This is a genomic window from Longimicrobium sp. (genome assembly GCA_036377595.1).
Classification (GTDB): domain Bacteria; phylum Gemmatimonadota; class Gemmatimonadetes; order Longimicrobiales; family Longimicrobiaceae; genus Longimicrobium.
The window spans coordinates 38044-55851 of record DASUYB010000006.1; the positions used below are offsets into that span (position 1 = coordinate 38044).

Consider the following 17808-nt stretch of genomic DNA (forward strand, 5'->3'; position numbering starts at 1 on the left):
GCCGCGAACGCCGTGCGGTTTCCGATGGAAGCGGTGCGCGCTACCTTCGTCGCTCCACATCCACCGAAGTCTGCTGAGATGGAACGACGATGACGGACTACGGCACTTCCTCACGACGCGAGGCCCCGGTGGACCTCGCGTCGGTGTTTCTGGGGCCCAAGGCGGAGAACGCCGACGTGTTCGAGCGGCTGCTGCTGGAGGCCGTGCGCGACCACGTGTTCTGGCGCCGCAACTTCCACCCCGAAGATGGCTTCGAGGTCACCGAGGCGCGCAAGCGCACGCCGGCCTACGAGCGCTCCATCACCACCCTGGCGCAGGAGCTGATGGGGTTGCTGGGCGAGCTGAAGGCCGGCGTGCCCTTCTTCAGCCCGCGCTACATCGGGCACATGTCGAGCGACCTGACGATGGCCAGCCTCGTCGGGTACTTCGCCACCCTGCTGTACAACCCCAACAACGTGGCCGCCGAGGCCAGCCCGGTGACCACGCGCATGGAGCTGGAGGTGGCCGACCAGCTGGCGCGGATGATCGGCTACGATCCCCCGCGCCACTGGGGCCACCTCACCTCCGGCGGCACCGTCGCCAACTTCGAGGCGCTCTGGGTCGCCCGGAACGTGAAGTATCTCCCCGTCGCGGTGCGCTGGGCCGCGGACGAGCTGAGTCTCGCCGACGTGGGCGTGCGCCTTCCCGCCGGCGGCGGCGCGGACCTGCGCGCGATGGACCTCTGGCAGCTGCTCAACGTCACGCCGACGGACGCGCTGGACCTGGTCGAGCACTTCCGCGAGCGCGTGGGCGACCCGAACGCCGCCGCGGCGGCGGTGACGCGGCACTCGCTTGCCGGGCTCGGCTACCAGGAGTTCGGCCGCCGCCTGGCCGCGCAGTTCGGCGACTCGCTGCCGGCCGCGGCGGTGCTGGTGCCGTCGACCGCGCACTACTCGTGGGAGAAGATCTGCCGCGCCCTGGGGATCGGCGGGGCGCAGCTGGTGCACGTGCCCGTCGACCGCCGCTTCCGCATGGACCCCGACGCGCTGCGGGCGGGGCTCGCGACGCTGGCGGAGAGTCGGCAGCCGGTGATCGCCTGCATCTCGGTGATCGGGACCACGGAGGAAAGCGCCGTCGACCGGCTCGACCTCGTGGCCGAGGTGCGGGACGAGGCGGCGCGGCGGCACGGGGTGGCGTTCCATCTCCATGCCGACGCGGCGTGGGGCGGCTATGCGGCGTCGATCACGCTGGGCGCCGACGGCGAGCGGCGCAGCTACGAGCAGGCGCTGGCCGACTACGCGCCCGAGCCGTGGCCCGAGGAGGGCGTGTACCGCGCGCTGGCGGCGCTGGGGCGCACCGACTCGGTCACCATCGATCCGCACAAGCTGGGGTTCGTGCCCTACCCGGCGGGCGCGGTCAGCTTCCGCGACGTGCGCGTGCGCGACCTGGTGGCGGTGGAGGCGCCGTACGTGTTCCACGAGGGCGGGAACGCGGCGTCGTACATCGGCCGCTTCATCCTCGAGGGCAGCAAGCCCGGCGCGGCGGCCGCGGCGGTGTGGATGAGCCACAAGGTTCTGCCGCTGGACGCGCGCGGATATGGCCGCCTGGTGGGCGAGACGGCGCGCGGCGCGCACCTCCTGCACCGCCGCATCTCCGCGGGCGACTGGGCGCCGTTCCGGCTGGTGCCGCTCCCCGAGCCCGACCTCAACATCGTCTGCTTCGCGGTGGGCCACCCGTCGCTGGCCACGCTGGAGGAGACGAACGCGCTGGCGGACCGCGTCTACGGCGCCATGAGCGTGGCGGCCGGGCGGTCGGCGCGCGACCTGGAGTACGTGGTGACGAAGACGGTGCTGCGCGCGCACGAATACGGACGCGCCGCGGAGCCCATCGTGCGCGCGCTCGGCTTCACCTTCGACGACTACGAGCGCGCGGGCGGCGTGGCGGTGATCCGCTGCACGGTGATGGATCCGTTCTTCGCGGCGGGGCGGGGGAGGGAGGACTTCGTGGCCGGCTTCGCGCGCGCCCTCCGCAGGGTTCTGGAGCAGGTTCTCTGAAAAGAATGGGCTCACGCAGAGTCAGCAGAGTCAGCAGTTGAACTGCAGTTTACTGCTGACCCTGCTAACTCTGCGTGAGGCAATTCTGTTTGGATGGGTGGAATAGAAACGGCGGCCGCACCACGCACGGGTGCGGCCGCCGCTCCTTCTGTCCCCTGTCCCCTACGACTCGTCCTCGCGGGCGGCGCGCAGGTACTCGGCCAGCGAGGCGGGCGTCAGGTTCGAGAGCTGGCGCACGATGTCGGCGATCTGCTCGGCGACGGGGGCCTTCGGGTCGCGCGTCAGCTCGTCGTCGAAGTCGAAGGCGGCGGGCTCGTCGTCTTCCTCGTCCTCCTCGGGCGGCGAGGTGAGGTCGAGCCCGCTCAGCGGCTGGAACACCAGCGTCACGCCGAGCGCCGAAGGCTCGTCCTCGCCGGGGAAGATCTCCGCCTCGGCCAGGTACATCTGCCCGCCCTCCTCGAACAGCCGGAAGCCGAACACCACCCCGTCGACTTCCTCGCTCTCGCCGTGATCGTGCGCATGGTCGTGATCCGTCATCCCGTCCTCTCCCGGCTTGTAGTCCACGTGCGCAGGCCGCCCCGGGCCTGGGGCCACCAAGATAGCCGCTCCCGCCTCGGTCCGTAAGGCGCGTCCGGGTCCTTCATCTTCCGGGCCAAAACATCAGGGGACAGGGCACGGGGGACAGGGAACAGGGGAGACGAACGGACAGGTGCGCGGCATCCCCCGTCCGCTTATCGTCCCCCGCAGTGGTGGGGATGGCGATCTCGAATCGGGAGACGGGGGATGGAGCACTGGATCTGCACGACGTGCGGGACGCAGCACGCCGCGTCGGAGACGCCACCGGCGCGCTGCGAGATCTGCACCGACGAGCGGCAGTACGTGAACCCGCAGGGGCAGCAGTGGACCACGCTGGCGCGCCTCCGCCGCACGCACCGCAACACCGTGCGCATGGAGGGCGAGGGGCTGATGGGGATCGGGATGGAGCCGGCGTTCGGCATCGAGCAGCGCGCCATCCTGGTCCGCGCGCCGGGCGGCAACGTGCTGTGGGACTGCATCTCGCTGCTCGACGACGCGCTGGTGGAGATGATCCGCGGCATCGGCGGCCTGCGCGCCGTCGCCATCTCCCACCCGCACTACTACACGTCGATGGTCGAGTGGGCGCGCGCGTTCGGCTGCCCCGTCCTCCTCCACGCCGACGACCGCGAGTGGGTGATGCGCTCCGATCCGTCGATCGAATTCTGGGAGGGGGAGACGAAGGCGCTGGGCGACGGGCTGACGCTGGTGCGCTGCGGCGGCCACTTCCCCGGCGCGTGCGTCCTGCACGTGGCACGGGGCGACGGCGCGCTGCTGACGGGCGACACGCTCAACGTGCGGCCGGATTTCCGGCACGTGAGCTTCATGTACTCGTTCCCGAACCTCGTCCCGCTCTCCGCCGCCGAGGTGCGCCACATCGCGGACGTGCTGGAGCCGTACCCCTTCGCCGATGTCCACGCCGCGTGGTGGGGGATGGTGATCCGCGGCGACGGCAAGGAGGCGGTGCGCCGCTCCGCCGAGCGCTACATCGCCCACCTCGAGGGCTGCGCGCGGGCCGATGCTCCGGCCGATGCTCCGGCCGATGCCCGCGCGATCGGGAGCGATTCGTGAGCGGATGCCCGGTCGCCTACGGTCGCTGCGGCGCGACGGACTCGTCTTCCAGGCGGATCATCCACCGGCCGTCGCGGCGCAGCAGGAGGCCGGTGTAGGACATCTGGATGGTGCGGTCGGGAAGTCCCCAGTCGAAGAGCCCGGTCACCACGACCGCGTCCGGACCGGCGGCCTCGTACGAAAGGTCGCGCCAGGCGAAGCTCGCCGGCGGCTGCCAGCGGCCGCGGTAGATGGCGATGATGGAATCCGTGGGGAGCAGCTTCTTTCGCCCGTTTCCCACGAAATACACGCCGCGCGGATCGTAGCGGGCGATGATGGCGTCTCGGCGGCCCTGGGCCAGGTCCGCGGCGTACTCCCGCATGAACGCCTCCGTCTCGGACACCAGCGCCGCCGCCGCGGCGCGCTCCGTTGCCGGTGTGCGCACGTGGACGGCGCAGGCCCCGAGCGCGAGCAGGACCAGCGGTGCGAATCTGCGCGGCAGACGGCGCATCGGTTCGTCTCCGGGGTGGGCGTGGCGGAACGGCGAGATCCCACACAAACTCACGCGCCCATCCTGCACACGCCAGATCGGCCGTGCCCGTTTCGAGGATTCAGTCTGGATCCTGATTTTCCTGAACCAGAGAATCTCACACGGAGGAAACGGAGGTAACGGAGGAACTGCGATCGCGTTTAGTTCCTCCGTTACCTCCGTTCCCTCCGTGTGAGTCACTCTTCAAGGATGTCAGAATGCACACTGAATCCTCGATTCTGGATCAGTTCTCTGCTGACCCTGCTGACTCTGCGTGATCCCCAAAAGGGAGACTTCTCCCGCACGGCAATCCGCGCGGGCGCGACGGACGTAGAATCGCGTGTGTGGCTCATCATCCCCCCGTCCGAAGGAGGCCCGAAGTGCGCGCGATCTTCCTTTCCCTCGTCCTGCTCGCCACCCTGGGCTCCGCCGCCGCGGCGCAGGACCCCGCGACCGACGTCCAGCCGCGGCTCCTCTCCACGCTGCGGCAGATCAACGACGCCTTCGCCCGGCACGACGCGGCGGCCGTGCGGCGGATGCTGGCGGACGGCTTCACCTCCACCGAGTCGGGCGGCAGGGTGTTCGACGCCGAGCAGGTGGCCGGACGCGCGGCCAACAATCCGCCCGACCTCGTCGTGCGCGAGGAGATACTGGAGCCGTCGACCACGGTGAGCGCGAGCGGCGACAGCGCGACCATGCGCTACCGCAGCGTGCTGGCCGTCGAGCAGGCCGGCCGCTCGCTCGGCACGCAGCGCGCGTGGGCCACGGCCCACTTCGTCCGTCGCGGCGGCGAGTGGCTGCTGGCGGCCATGCGCATGGAGCCGGACGAGGGGTCGTGAGCCCGCCGGTGGATGGCGCCGCCGGGTTGCGCGGGTGTCGCCGCCGCCCGATCATCCCGGCCCGCTCCCTCCATCGACGACGGAAGGTTGACGATTCGCATCCGGACCCGTGGCGAGGCGGCGCGCGTCTACATCGCGCTGCTGCTCGTGCAGATCTTCTTCGGCGTGCTGCCGATCGTGGTTAAGGTGGTGCTGCGCGAGCTGTCCAGCCCCGCGCTGGCCCTCCTCCGCGTCACCGGCGCCGCGCTCCTCTTCCGCGTCCTGCACGCCCTGCTCGTCCGCGAGCGCATCCGCGACCGGCGCGACTACTGGATGCTGGCGGCGTACGCGGTGTTCGGGGTGATGCTGAACCAGATCCTCTACATCACCGCGCTCTCGCTCACCACCGCCACGGCGGCGCAGACGATGGTGACCGCCGGGCCCGCCATCACCCTGCTGATCGCCATCCTGGCGCGGAAGGAGACCGCCACGCGCCTGAAGTGGGCGGGGATCGCGGTGGCCGGCGCGGGCGCGCTCTGGCTCGTCGGCGCCGGCGCGGCGACGGGCGGGATGCTGGGGAACCTGCTCGCGCTGGCGAACGTGGCCGCGTACAGCGTCTACCTGGTGATCTCGCGCGGGCTGCTGCGGAAGTACGACGCGCTCACCGTCATCACCTGGGTGTTCACCTTCGGCGCGCTGGGGATGCTGCCGTGGGGGATCGCGCCGCTGGCGCGCGAGGTGGCGGGGATGCGCGCGGAGACGTGGGCGGCCGTCGCCTTCATCGTGGCGCTGCCCACGGTGGGCGCGTACTGGCTGAACGTGTTCGCGCTCAAGCGGGTGGAGTCGAGCGTCGTCTCCGTCTTCGTCTACCTGCAGCCGGTGCTCACCGCGGCGGTGGCCGTGCCCGTGCTGCACGAGCGCGTGTCGCCGCGGCTGATCCCGGCCGCGCTGCTGATCTTCGCCGGGGTCACGCTGACGGTGCTGGAGGGCCGCCGCGAGCGCCTGCGCCGCGGCGAGCTCCCCTCGCCCGCGGAGCAGGAGATGGTGGAGCCCTGAGCGCGGCGTGAGGATTGACGCCACGCGTCGAAGTCTCCATAAAATGGACGATCGAACGTACACTGCAGGAATGAATCATCTGCTACAAAAAAGAGGACCAGCCTTGATCGGAAATTGAGCTGTGATTGTCACCAATTGTGCGACAGCGTAAATAGAGGTCATAACGTTCCTTCTGCGTGATCGAATCCCCTCCACATACAAACGTTCCTTCCGCAATCGTTTACAAGTGGATCTGTAGACAAAGTGCTGGGGGTGGCGTGTTCGGCAAACCTTCCTTAGCTTCGGTCTGCCGCTCCGAAACGTGTCCGATCCGGCGCAACCCGAAACTGTGTTCTGATACGCGGACGGGCGGCTTCAGTCGAACTTACGGACAAACGCATGTTTGCTGAGACGCAGGGTGTGGACACCGTCCACCCGCGTCGTCCAACCCCACCACGGATCCGCGCACGGCGCATTTTGCGCCGCCGCGCGATCGGGAGGTGCAGCTTGCGCCCGTTCAGGAACGTCGCCGTCGTCATCTCCGCCGCCGTGCTGTCCGCGCGTCCCCTCGCCGCGCAGGACCCGCACGCCGGCCACGCCGCCCATGCGGACACCTCCGCGCCCCGGGCCGGCGCTCCGTCCGCACATTCCCCCGCAACCGGCCACGCCGCGCACGCCGCGGCGCGGCCCGCGTCCACGCGCGCCGACGCCACGGCGGTGCGCGTGCTCCGCGCCGAGGTCGTCGCCCGCGGCGAGGGCGGCGGCGCGGCGGTGCAGGGCGGCGAGACGGAGCTGCGCGTGCGCGTCACCGACCCCGCCACGGGGCAGCCGGTCTCGCGCCTCCTGCCCTCCGCGTGGATCGACGTGCGGCGGTCGGCGGGCGCCACGACGCAGCGCGAGTGCGAGCAGCGCATCGGCGCGCTGAACGAGAGCGCGATGATGGTGAAGCACGGACAGATCTCCCTGGCCACGCCGGTGGAGGACCTGAACGGGCACGTGCTGGCCGTGCTCGCGCGGCAGCCGGTGGTCGCCGTGATCGACCCGCTGAAGGGGTTCGGGCGCACGCGCCTGCTGGCCGCCGTCCCCCTCCCCGCGCCGGGCGCCGACTGGGCGTCGACGCCGGACGACCGCCTCCTCTTCGTCTCCATCCCCGACAGCGGGGTGGTGGCGGTGATCGACACGCACGACTGGAAGGTGCGCGCGCGCATCCCCGCCGGCACGCGTCCGATGCGCGTGGCGATGCAGCCCGGCGGGCGCCGCGTGTGGGTGTCGACCGAGGGCGCCGAGCCGGGCGTGGCGGTGATCGACGCGGAGCGGCTGGAGGTCGTCTCGCGCTTGGCCGCCGGCGCGGGGCCGCACGCGATCGCCTTCTCCGACGACGGCGCGCTGGCGTTCGTAACGGCACGCGGCGCGGGGACGGTGACCATCGCGGACGCGGCGAGCGCGCGGGTGGCGGTGGTGGTGCGCACGGGCGACGCGCCGGTGGACGTGGCCTGGTCGCCCACGCTGCGCCAGGCCTTCGTCGCCAACCAGGGCGACGGGACGGTCGCCGTGATCGATCCCGCGCGCGGCGCGATGGTCGGCCGCATCCAGTTCGCGCCGGGGATCGCCTCCATCCGCTTCGCGCCGGAGGCGGCGGACGCGCACGCCGCGCACGGCGATGCCGACGCGGGGCCGCGGCCGGGCGGGCGGCTGGCCTTCATCGTCAATCCCCGCGCGGGGACGCTGGAGCTGTACGACGCGGTGACCCGGCGCAGCCTGCGCTCGCTGAGCGGGGCCGCGCAGGTGGACCAGGTCACCTTCACCTCCTCTTTCGCGTACGTGCGCGCCGCGGGAACGCCGCAGGTGGCGATGATCCCCCTCGCCAACCCCACCGCGGGGGCCACGGGCGCGCACGACGCCTTCCCCGCGGGCGACCGGGCGCCGGGCGCGGTGGGCGACTCGATCGGCGACGTGCTCGTGGCCCAGCCGGGGATGCACGACGCGGTGTACGTCGCCAATCCCGCGGAGCGGATGGTCTACAGCTACCACTACATGGAGGGGATGCCCGTCCCCCACGGCGGGCTGACGACGTACGAGTACGTTCCCCGCGCGGTGCGCGCCGTCAGCCGCCGGCTGCGCGAGACCGAGCCCGGCGTGTACGCGGCCACCGTGCGGCTGGAGGACGCGGGCGACTACGACCTGGTGCTGCGCAGCGCCGACCCGCACGTCGTCGGCTGCTACGGCTTCCGCATCGCCGCCGACCCGAACCGCCCGGCGGGGGAGACGCTGACCGTGGAGGCGGCAGACCCGGCGCGGAAGCTCCCCGTGGGCCCCGCGACGGTGCGGCTGAAGCTGGTCGGCCCCGGCGGCGCGCCGGTGGACGGCGTGGGCGACGTGCGGGTGACGCTGGCCGCGCCCGGCGGATGGCAGCGCCGGGTGGACGCGCGCGCGGCGGGCGGCGGCGTATACGAGGCGGCGGTGGAGGTCCCCGCGCCGGGGCTGTACGCCGCGGCGGTCGACATCCCCTCGCTGGGGGTGACGTCGCGCGGGCGGCGGCCGCTGTACTTCCAAGCCGAGGCCCGGTGATCGCCCCGCTCGCCGCGGCCAGCGGCCCGGTGCGCGCGGACGAGCTTCCCGCGCAGGACTTCCTCGAGGACGCCCGCCTCCTCCCCCGCGAGCGGGCCGGGGGACGGCTGCGCGTGGCCTTCTCCGGCCGCCCCGATCCCCAGGCCGTCGCCGAGCTGGAGGTGCTGTTCGGCCTTCCCGTGGAGCTGGAGCCGGTGGCCGAGGCCGAGCTGCTGGACGAGATCCGCCGCGCCTGCGGCCAGCCCACCGCCGCGTCCTTCGCCGCCGGGCTGGGCGTCGACGGGGTGGTATCGACGGGAGATGCCGATCTCGTCGCGCACGACCTGGAGGAGATCGCCAACCAGGCGCCCGTCGTCCGTCTCGTCAATCTCCTCCTCGCCGAGGCGGTCGAGGCGGGCGCCAGCGACGTCCACCTCGAGGCCGAAGCGCGGGCGATGCGGGTGCGCTACCGCGTAGACGGCGTGCTGCAGGACGCGCCGTCGCCGCCTCCCCATCTCCGCGCCGCCGTGGTCAGCCGGCTGAAGATCATGGCCGAGCTCGACATCGCCGAGCGACGGATGCCGCAGGACGGCCGCGTGCGGCTGCGCACGGCCGAGCGCGAGCTGGACGTGCGCGTCTCCACGCTGCCGACGCTGCACGGCGAGTCCGTCGTCCTGCGCCTGCTGGACGTGGAGGGGCAGCGCTTCGACCTGGCCGGACTGGGGATGGCGGACGACACGCTGGCCGCGCTCCTGGGCTTCGCGGCGCGGCCGCACGGCGTGCTGCTGTCGACGGGGCCGACGGGGAGCGGGAAGACGACCACGCTGTACGCGCTGCTGGAGCGCATCCGCACCGGCGGCGAGAAGATCGTCTCGGTCGAGGACCCGGTGGAGTACGAGCTCCCCGGCGTGGCCCAGGTCCCCGTCCACGCGCGGCTGGGGCTCACCTTCGCGCGGGCGCTGCGCTCGATCCTGCGGCAGGACCCCGACGTCCTCCTCGTCGGCGAGATGCGCGACCCGGAGACGGCGGAGATCTGCATCCAGGCCGCGCTCACCGGCCACCTCGTCCTCTCCACCCTGCACACCAACGACGCGCCCGGCGCGCTGACCCGGCTCGTGGACCTGGGCGTTCCCGACTACCTGGTCGCGTCGACGGTGCAGGCGGTGCTCGCCCAGCGCCTGGTCCGCCGTGTCTGCCCCGCCTGCGCGGAGGCGGTGGCACCGGATTCCGCGGTGGCGCGGGAGATGGCGGCGGCGGGGTTCGCCGCGGACCGGGTGCTCCGGGGGCGTGGCTGCGGGGCGTGCCGGGGGACGGGATATCGAGGAAGGACGGGGATCCACGAGTTGCTGACGGTGGACGACGGCCTGCGCGCGGAGCTCCTCCGCGCGCCGGGGACGGACGGGCTGCGGCGCGTCGCCCTCGCGGGGGGGATGCGGCCGCTGCGCGCGGACGGCTGGCGGCAGGTGGCCGCCGGCGTCACCACACCCCAGGAAGTGCTGAGGGTTGCATGAAGATGGACCGGCTGGAGCTGTCCGAGATCGTGGAGCGCATCCTGTCCGCGCCGCCGCGCCCCGCCCACGCCATCGCCGCCGAGCGCAGGGCGCACCTCGACGCGGAGCCGTCCCCCGAACCCGGGCGCAGGGCGCAGCTCGACGCGGAGCCATCCCCCGACCCCGAACCCGGGCCGCAGGCGCCGCACGGCCGCCACTGGCCCGCCGCGCTCCGGCAGCGCCGGCCGCTGATGGGCTTCACCCTGATCGAGGTGCTGGTGGTGATCGTGGTGATCACCGTTCTCGCCACCCTCGTCGCACCCAACGTCTTCCGCCACGTGGGCGGCGCGAAGGAGGCGACCGCGAAGACGCAGCTGGAGATGCTGGGCTCGGCGGTGGACGCGTACCGGCTGGACAACGACGAGTATCCCACCACCGAGCAGGGGCTGGCCGCGTTGCGCGCCCGCCCCGCCGCCGGCCCGGCGCCGCGCAACTGGCGGGGGCCGTATCTCCGCCGCGACGTGCCGCTGGACCCGTGGGGGCGCCCCTACCTCTACCGCAGCCCGGGCGCGGCGAACCCCGAGGGCTACGACCTGCTGACGCTGGGCCGCGACGGCCGCGAGGGCGGCGACGGCGAGGACGCCGACGTGCTGGGGTGGAAGTAGCCGCCATGCCCGCCTTCGCCTGGCGCGCCGCGACGTCCGCGGGCCGCACCGTCCGCGGCGTGGAGGACGGCGACACCGCCGCCGCCGTGGAGCGGCGCCTGGGCGAGCGCGGGCTGTTCGCGCTGGAGGTGTCGCCCGCGACGGCGGCGGCGCGCGCGGAGGAACGGCCGCGCGCGGCGTTCCGCGGCCGGCGCGCGGACGTGGCGGAGGCGGTCCGGTATCTCGCGACGCTGCTGGAGGCGGGCTTTCCGCTGGACCGCGCGCTGGCCGCCGTCAGCCGCGTGGTCGCCCGGCGCGACGTGGCGGCGGCGGTGCTGGAGGTGCGCGACCGGGTGCGCGGCGGCGCGCGGCTGGACGAGGCGATGGCCGCGCACCCGTCCGTCTTCCCGCGCTTCGCGGTGGGGATGGTGCGCGCCGGCGAGCGCGGCGGGACGCTGGCGCCGGCGCTGGACCGGCTGGCGGGACAGATGGAGCGCGACCTGGCGCTGCGCTCGAGACTGGCCTCGGCGATGGTCTATCCCGCCGTCGTCGCCGCGGCGGGGGCGGGCGCGCTGGGGGTGCTGTTCGCGTGGGTGCTGCCGCGCTTCGTGGCCCTGCTGGCCGACACCGGCTCCGCCATCCCCCGCTCCACGCAGCTGCTGCTGGACGCGGGGAAGTTCGCCGCCGCGTGGTGGTGGGCGCTCCTCCTCGCGCCGCTGGTGGTCGCGGCGGTCGTGGCGGGGGTGCGCTCGTCGGACGAGGGGCGCGCGGGGGTCGACCGGGTGCTGCTCTCGATCCCGATCGTCGGGGGACTGCGGCGGCGTGCGGCGGCGGCGCGGCTGGCACGGACGCTGGCGGCGCTGCTGGAGAGCGGGCTGCCGATCCTGGGCGCGCTGGAGGTGGCCGCCGCCAGCCACGGCGACGCCGCCGTCGCCGGCGAGGTGCTGCGCGCCCGCGAGGACGTGCGCGCCGGCGACCGGCTGGCGGCGGCGCTGCGGCGGAGCCCCGCCTTCCCCTTCCTCTTCGTGCAGATGGTCGAAGTCGGGGAAGACGCCGGGCGATTGCCGGAGATGCTGGAGCGCGCCGCCGCCGCGATGGAGGGCGAGCTGGAGCGCGGGCTGGACCGGCTCCTCCGCCTGGTCGAGCCGGTGATGATCGTGTTCTTCGGCGTGCTCGTCGGACTCGTCGCGCTTTCGCTCCTGCAAGCGATCTACGGCATCCGGCCGGAGGGGCTGTGAGGCGGACGGGCGGTTGAAACCGCGGCACCGCGGCAACAACGGCCCGAAGTCCGCCTTCGCGGACTCTCGAGGCGGGCATTCGTGTGGGACCGCGTCCGCCGGTGCAGGCCATAACGACAGTCGTTTGCACGTAGACGAAGTTCTCCCCCGCCCCTGCGAAGCGGGGGAGGGGGGCGGGGGGAGGGGGCCAGCCGCGGTCGCGAAGATGTCGGTAATTCGCACCAATGCAGCAATGCAGGTACGCAGTAACGGAGTGATGTAATGATGAGCGGACCCCGACCCACACGCGGGTTCCACATTCGCCCCGCGCGCCTGGCGCTGGCGCTGGCGCCCGACCACCTGGTGGCGGTGCGGCTGCGCGGGCTGCTGGCGCCGCGGCCGGCCGAGGTGCTGTCGTGCCCGCTGGCGCCCCCCGAGGTGGACGGCTGGCCGGCGCTGGAAGAGGCGCTGCGCGACCTGTCGCGCGAGCTCGGCGTGGCGCGCGGCACCGTCGACGTCGCGCTGCTGCGGCGGCTGGCGCACGCGCGCGTCCTGCCGCTGCCGCCCGTGCGCCGCGGCGAGCTGGCCGCACTGGTCCGCCGCGGGGCGCGCCGCCACTTCGCGGTGCGCGACGAGGCGCTGGTGGCCGACGCCGTGCGCCTCCCCCTCCCCCACGCGGGCACGCTCGCACCGGCGCTGGCGGCGTGCGCGCCGGCCGCGCTCGCGGAGACCATCGCCGCGGCGTGCGCGGCGGCGGGGTTCCGCGTGGGGACGATGGTGCCCGCCGCGGCGGCGCTGGCGGCGGGCGTCCGCGCGCTCGTTCCCTCCGCGCGCTTCGGGCGCACCGCCGTCGTCGCCTGCACCGCGGCCGGGCCCGAGCTGCTGATGCTGGCGGCGGGGCAGCCCGCGCGCATCCAGCCCCTCGCCGCGTCCACATCTCCCGAATCCCCCACGCTTTCCGACCGCGTCCTCGCCGCGCTGCATGGGGACGAGGAGCTGGCGGCGTGCACCGTCGTCGCCGTCTGCGGGGCCGAGGACGGCGCGGCGGAGGTGCGCGAGGCGCTGATGGACGACGAGCGCTTCGCCGGGCGCGTCGCATCTTCCCACGCGCTGAAGCGGCTTCCCGCCGAGGCGGTGATCGCGCTCGGCGCCGCGCGCGCGGGCGGCTCGGCGCCCGCGCTCCTTCCCGAATCCATCCTCGTCTCCCGAACCAGATCCGCGAAGCGGCGGGCGATCGCCTTCTCCGCCGCGTCCGCCGTGCTGCTCGCGTCCGCCGGGGCGATGCACCTGGACGGCGTGCGGCGCGAGGTGGCGGCGGTGGAGGCGCGGCGGCGGGAGATCCGCGAGCCGGTGGGCGACGCGCTGGAGGCGCGCGCGGCCGTGGAGCGCGTCCGCGGACGGCTGACGACGCTGGCCGCGCTCGAGGCCGCGTCGCCCGCGTGGACGGGCGAGATCGCCGCGCTGGCCCGCGCGCTCCCCGACTCGGCGCATCTCCGCACGCTGACCGCGGACTCGGCGGGGATGCGGCTGGCGGGGGTGGCGCGCTCCGCATCCGCCGTCGTCCCCGCGCTGGAGGCCAGCCGCCGCTTCGAGCGCGTCTCCCTGGCCGCGCCCGTCCGCTGGGAGCAGGGCGACGCCGGCGAGCGCTTCGACGTGGCCGCCTTCCGCGCGCCGCAGGGGAGGCAGAGATGAGCCGCATCTCCATCACCCCGCGCGACCGCAAGGCGATCACGGTCGGCGCGGCCATCCTCGTTCCCGGGCTGATCTGGGCGTTCGCCGTCTCCCCGTATCTCCATGCCCTGCGGTCGGCCGAGTCGAAGCTGGGAGACGAGCGGCGGCTGCTGCGGCGCGAGCTGGAGCTGCTGGCCGAGGCCAGGGGCTATCCCGCCGCCTTCGCAGACGGGGCGAAAAAGCTGCTCGCCGTCGCGCCGCGGCTGACGGGGGGCGACGACGACGCGGCGGCGGGGGCGGCGGTCGCGGGCTACGTCCGCCGCCTGGCGCAGATGGGCGGCGCCAACGTCACCCGCGTGGACCCCGCGCCCGTGCGCGACGCCGGCGGCGGCATCACCGCGCTCCCCGTCGCCGTGACGGGAGAGGCCGACCTGGAGGGGGTGATGAACCTCCTGCAGCTGCTGGAGACCGGCCCCAAGCTGGTGCGCGTGGACGAGCTGAAGATCGAGGCGCAGGACGGCCCCGTGGCCGCCGGCGCGGCGTACGCCCCCACGCCCTTCTTCGTCGCGGCGGGCGGGGGGAGCGAGGTGATCCGCTTCTCCTTCACCGCGACGGGATACACGCTGGCGACGGGGAAGCCCGTCCCCGCGGCGGACAGCGCGGAGGCGGGGCGATGAGCGCGCTGGCGCGGTGGACGCTCGCGGCGCGCGTCGCGGCCGCGGCGCTGGCGGGATCGGCGGCGCTGGCGGTGACGACCTTCGCCGCGTGGCGCCAGGTGGAGCCGCTCCCGCCCGCCCCGCGCGCGGAGAAGATCGCGGCGATGCCCGAGGTGCGCGTCCCCCGGCGCGACGCGTCGGACGGCGTCGTCCTCGCCGCCGTCGCGCGCGACCCCTTCCGCGCGGACCGCAGGCGGCCGCCGGGGCGCTACCGCATGCCCGGCGAGCCGGCGCCCGCGCCCGTCGACGCGCCGCAGCTTCCCGTCACCCAGCCGCCGCCCGTGTACGCCTACCGCCTCCTCGGCACCGTCGTGCTGGAGAGCGGCGGGCTGGCGGCGCTGGCCGGGCCCTCGGGCGAGGGGAAGATCGTCAGGCTCGGGCAGCAGATCGACCAGTTCCGGCTGGTGCGCGTGACCCCCGGGAGCGCCACCCTGGCCGGAAGCGACACCACCCTCGTCCTGCGCACCGGAGGCTCGGAGTGAACCCCAACGCGGCTGGAGATCCGGTGCGTCTCGCCCGCTCTCGTGCTGAGCCAGCGATAGATCCTTCGGCCTGCAGGCTACGGCGCCGACGCAGCTTGCGGTCTGGCCGGCCTCAGGATGACGTCCATCGGGACGCCGTGCGGTGCACCTGCCGGACACCCGGATTCAGGATGATGCGGATCCTGGTCGCCGCCGCGGCCACCGCGCTCCTGGCGGCGCCGCACCTGTACGCGCAGCAGCAGCCCGCGGGCGTGGTGCGCACCCCGGGCGGCGTGCAGGTGGACTTCCAGAACACCGACATGCGCCTGGTGGTCGCCGCGCTGGCGGACGCGGCGGGGCTGAACGTGGTGTATGGCGACCTGCCGCAGAAGGCGGTGACGCTGCGCACCAGCACCCCCGTTCCCCTCGCCCAGGTGCGCGTGTACCTGAGCTCGCTGCTGCAGGCCAACGACCTGGAGCTGAAGGACGAGGGAAGCGGACTGCTGCGCATCGTTCCCCGCGCGGGGTCGGCGCAGGCGGTCGCGCAGCCGCAGGCGCAGCAGGCGTACGCGGGGCCGCAGGACGGCTCGGTGCGCGTGTTCGTGTACCGCCTGCGCCACGCCCCGGCCGAGGACATGGCGCGCAGCATCGGCGCGCTCTTCGGCATCGGCGACGGCGGCGTGGCGGCGCACCCCGACCGCGCGCAGTCGCTGACCGAGCAGCTGCGCGGCCAGTCGCTCGACGCCAACGGCGACCCGCGCGTGCCCCGCCCGCAGGCGGGGCTGAACGCGGGGCTGCAGGGGCAGGTGCAGGTGTTCGCCGACTCGCGCACCAACGCGCTGCTGATCCGCGCCACGCCGGCCGATTACGAGACGCTGCGGCAGGCAATCGAGCAGCTCGACACGCGCCCGCTGCAGGTGATGATCGAGGTGCTGATCGCCGAGGTGCGGCGCAACAGCCAGTTCGGGCTGGGGATCGACGTGCGCGTTCCCCAGCACGAGATCAACGACAACGGCACCTCCATCGGCGGCGAGCTGGTGGGCGGGACGGCGGGCGACGTGGCGCTGCGCATCCTCAAGCTGGGCAACGTCGAGGCGAACGTCATCATCCACGCGCTGGCCGCCAGCGGCGACGTCACCATCCTCTCCCGCCCCGTCATCCTGGCGCAGAACAACGAGGCGGCGCGCATCCTGGTGGGCGACCAGCGGCCGTTCATCCAGATCTCCCGCTCGTTCCCCACCGACAACGCCGCGCGCGACCAGGTGATCCAGTACCGCGACGTGGGCACCCAGCTCACCATCCGCCCCACGGTCAACCCCGACGGCTACGTGACCCTTTCCGTGCTGCAGGAGGTGAGCAATGCGACGAACGAGACGCAGTTCGGCGCGCCGATCATCTCCACGCGCGAGGCCGAGACGCGGCTGCTGGTGAAGGACGGCCACACGGTGGTGATCGGCGGGCTGATCGACCACCAGCGCGACAGCAACAACTCGGGCGTCCCCCTGCTGAAGGACATCCCCCTGATCGGCGGGCTCTTCCGCTCCACCAGCCGGCAGAAGACGTCGACGGAGCTGTTCCTCTTCCTGATTCCCCACGTGCTGTACAGCGACGAGGACGTGGACGGCGCCACGCGGCGGGTGCGCGAGCGCACGGAGCGGCTGGACCGCGCGCTCCCGGACAGCATCCCGCTGTTCTGGAAGGAGAGCCAGGACACCACCGCCGCCCCCGTCGGCACTCCCACCGGCCGCCGGACGAGACCGATCGTCGCGCCGGCGCCGGCCGCGCCGCCGCCCGCGCAGCCGCAGCCCGTGGCGCCGTCGCCTGCGCCGGAGCAGCCTGCGCAGCCGCAGCCGCCCGCGCCGCAGGGCGGGGGGACGGCGCCGGAGTCGGACGCGGAGGACGTGATGGCGAGCGAGAGGCGCGGGCGATGAGAGCGGTGTGGGCGCCGCCGGGGTTCCCCCCCACCCCCGGCCCCTCCCCCACGAGGGGGGAGGGATGGGGGAGGGGAGACCTCAGCGCGGCAGCTGGATTCGGCGCTGAGTTCCCCCCCGCCCCCGCGAAGCGGGGGAGGGGGCCGGGGGGAGGGGGCCGCCCGCGGCCGCGCACAGGGTCGCTCAGCAGTCCGAACCCTTTCCGCACGCTGAGTGGTTCCTACGGCTTCACGCTGCTGGAGATGATGGTGGTGATGGCGATGCTGGCCATCGCGGCGGCGGTGGCCGTCCCCGCGCTGCGGCCGCCCCGCGAGCGCAGCGCCGGCGCGGCCGCCGACAGCCTGCTGCACGTCCTGGCCCGCGCGCGGGCGGATGCGGCGGCGCGCGGCGTCCCGGTCCGCGTGGAGGTGCGCGCGGGCGACGGCGCCTTCTCGGTGACGGCCGACGCGGACGGCGGCGCGCGCGACACGCTGGGCTCCGGCGTGCTCCCGCTCCCCGCGGACGGAAGGGTGATGGCGATGGGGAGCGCGGCGCGGGTCGGCTTCGACGCCACCGGCCGCGCCCGCGCCGACCGGATGCTCGTGACGGGGGAAGGAGGAGGGATTGAGATCGTGGTCGATGCGTGGAGCGGCGCCGCGCGCGCGGCTCGCTGACCGCGGCGGGTTCACGCTGATCGAGGCGGTCGTCGCGCTGCTGATCGTCGCGCTGGCGCTGGTGCCGCTCCTCGGCGCCGCGCGGCAGGCGCTCCGGTCCGAAGCGAGGGTCGGCCCCGCCCGCGAGGCCGTCGCGCTGGCGGAGATGCGGATGGAGGAGCTGTCGCTGCTCCCGGTGGACTCGCTGGCCGCGTATCTGTCCCCGCGCGCGGAACGGTTCCCGGCGCCGTACGGCCGCTTCATCTGGCACGCGCTCCTGCGCGGCGAGACGGAGTCGCCCGCGCTGGTCCGCGCCGCGGTGGTGGTCGACTGGACCGGCGGCAGCTACTCGCTGGAGACGACCTTCCATCGCACCGACATGCTGCCGGAGTTCAACTCGATGGCGGGGATGCCGTCGGCGGCACCGTGAAGCATCGGCGCCGGGAGGACGCATCCTGCCC

General features: G+C 73.9%; 16 protein-coding genes. 14 read left to right on the forward strand and 2 right to left on the reverse strand.

From position 1 onward, the window contains the following. Positions 1 to 89 precede the first annotated feature (89 nt). Entirely contained in the window at positions 90 to 2033 is a 1944-nt protein-coding gene (locus VF092_00950; GenBank protein HEX6745851.1) for a pyridoxal-dependent decarboxylase, read from the forward strand. A 162-nt stretch (positions 2034 to 2195) separates the two neighbouring features. Here VF092_00950 and VF092_00955 read toward each other — a convergent pair whose 3' ends face one another. Then, the gene (locus VF092_00955; protein ID HEX6745852.1) at positions 2196 to 2570 is read right to left on the reverse strand and encodes a hypothetical protein; all 375 of its coding nucleotides are present in this window, start codon (positions 2568 to 2570) and stop codon (positions 2196 to 2198) included. Between the two features lie 246 nt (positions 2571 to 2816). Here VF092_00955 and VF092_00960 point away from each other — a divergent pair, with 246 nt between their 5' ends. Next, on the forward strand, positions 2817 to 3677 hold the full coding sequence (locus VF092_00960; GenBank protein HEX6745853.1) for an MBL fold metallo-hydrolase: 861 nt from the start codon (positions 2817 to 2819) through the stop codon (positions 3675 to 3677). 16 nt (positions 3678 to 3693) lie between these two features. Here the strand turns inward: VF092_00960 and VF092_00965 are convergent, their stop codons facing one another. After that, positions 3694 to 4167 carry a DUF4440 domain-containing protein gene (locus VF092_00965; GenBank protein HEX6745854.1) on the reverse strand — a complete coding sequence of 158 codons (474 nt, stop codon included), beginning with the start codon at positions 4165 to 4167 and terminating at the stop codon, positions 3694 to 3696. A gap of 398 nt (positions 4168 to 4565) precedes the next feature. Between VF092_00965 and VF092_00970 the strand changes: the two genes are divergently transcribed. From VF092_00970 to VF092_01025, 12 genes are all read left to right on the forward strand, one after another. Further along, positions 4566 to 5024: a nuclear transport factor 2 family protein gene (locus VF092_00970; GenBank protein ID HEX6745855.1), complete on the forward strand. Its 459-nt coding sequence runs from the start codon at positions 4566 to 4568 to the stop codon at positions 5022 to 5024. Between the two features lie 87 nt (positions 5025 to 5111). Further along, positions 5112 to 6059 (forward strand): DMT family transporter, encoded by a 948-nt coding sequence (locus VF092_00975; GenBank protein ID HEX6745856.1) that lies wholly within the window; start codon positions 5112 to 5114, stop codon positions 6057 to 6059. 486 nt (positions 6060 to 6545) lie between these two features. Next, positions 6546 to 8606, forward strand: coding sequence for a cytochrome D1 domain-containing protein (locus tag VF092_00980; protein HEX6745857.1), 2061 nt, complete (start codon positions 6546 to 6548; stop codon positions 8604 to 8606). Then, positions 8603 to 10096, forward strand: a complete 1494-nt coding sequence (locus VF092_00985) for a GspE/PulE family protein (GenBank protein ID HEX6745858.1) — start codon at positions 8603 to 8605, stop codon at positions 10094 to 10096. Before VF092_00980 ends, VF092_00985 begins: the two co-directional genes overlap by 4 nt. After that, positions 10093 to 10740 (forward strand): type II secretion system major pseudopilin GspG, encoded by a 648-nt coding sequence (gene gspG, locus VF092_00990; protein ID HEX6745859.1) that lies wholly within the window; start codon positions 10093 to 10095, stop codon positions 10738 to 10740. The genes VF092_00985 and gspG overlap by 4 nt, the downstream gene beginning before the upstream one ends. Positions 10741 to 10745: 5 nt before the next feature. Continuing rightward, positions 10746 to 11957 carry a type II secretion system F family protein gene (locus VF092_00995; protein HEX6745860.1) on the forward strand — a complete coding sequence of 404 codons (1212 nt, stop codon included), beginning with the start codon at positions 10746 to 10748 and terminating at the stop codon, positions 11955 to 11957. 264 nt (positions 11958 to 12221) lie between these two features. Continuing rightward, positions 12222 to 13628 (forward strand): PilN domain-containing protein, encoded by a 1407-nt coding sequence (locus tag VF092_01000; protein HEX6745861.1) that lies wholly within the window; start codon positions 12222 to 12224, stop codon positions 13626 to 13628. Then, complete coding sequence (gene gspM, locus VF092_01005; protein HEX6745862.1) at positions 13625 to 14284, forward strand: type II secretion system protein GspM; 660 nt, start codon at positions 13625 to 13627, stop codon at positions 14282 to 14284. Before VF092_01000 ends, gspM begins: the two co-directional genes overlap by 4 nt. Then, positions 14281 to 14805 (forward strand): hypothetical protein, encoded by a 525-nt coding sequence (locus tag VF092_01010; protein HEX6745863.1) that lies wholly within the window; start codon positions 14281 to 14283, stop codon positions 14803 to 14805. Before gspM ends, VF092_01010 begins: the two co-directional genes overlap by 4 nt. A 173-nt stretch (positions 14806 to 14978) precedes the next feature. Further along, on the forward strand, positions 14979 to 16715 hold the full coding sequence (locus tag VF092_01015; protein HEX6745864.1) for a secretin N-terminal domain-containing protein: 1737 nt from the start codon (positions 14979 to 14981) through the stop codon (positions 16713 to 16715). Then, complete coding sequence (locus VF092_01020; protein ID HEX6745865.1) at positions 16712 to 17368, forward strand: GspH/FimT family pseudopilin; 657 nt, start codon at positions 16712 to 16714, stop codon at positions 17366 to 17368. The genes VF092_01015 and VF092_01020 overlap by 4 nt, the downstream gene beginning before the upstream one ends. Then, a complete protein-coding gene (locus VF092_01025) occupies positions 17334 to 17777 on the forward strand; it encodes a type II secretion system protein (GenBank protein ID HEX6745866.1) in 444 nt (147 codons plus the stop codon). Before VF092_01020 ends, VF092_01025 begins: the two co-directional genes overlap by 35 nt. Positions 17778 to 17808 lie beyond the last annotated feature (31 nt).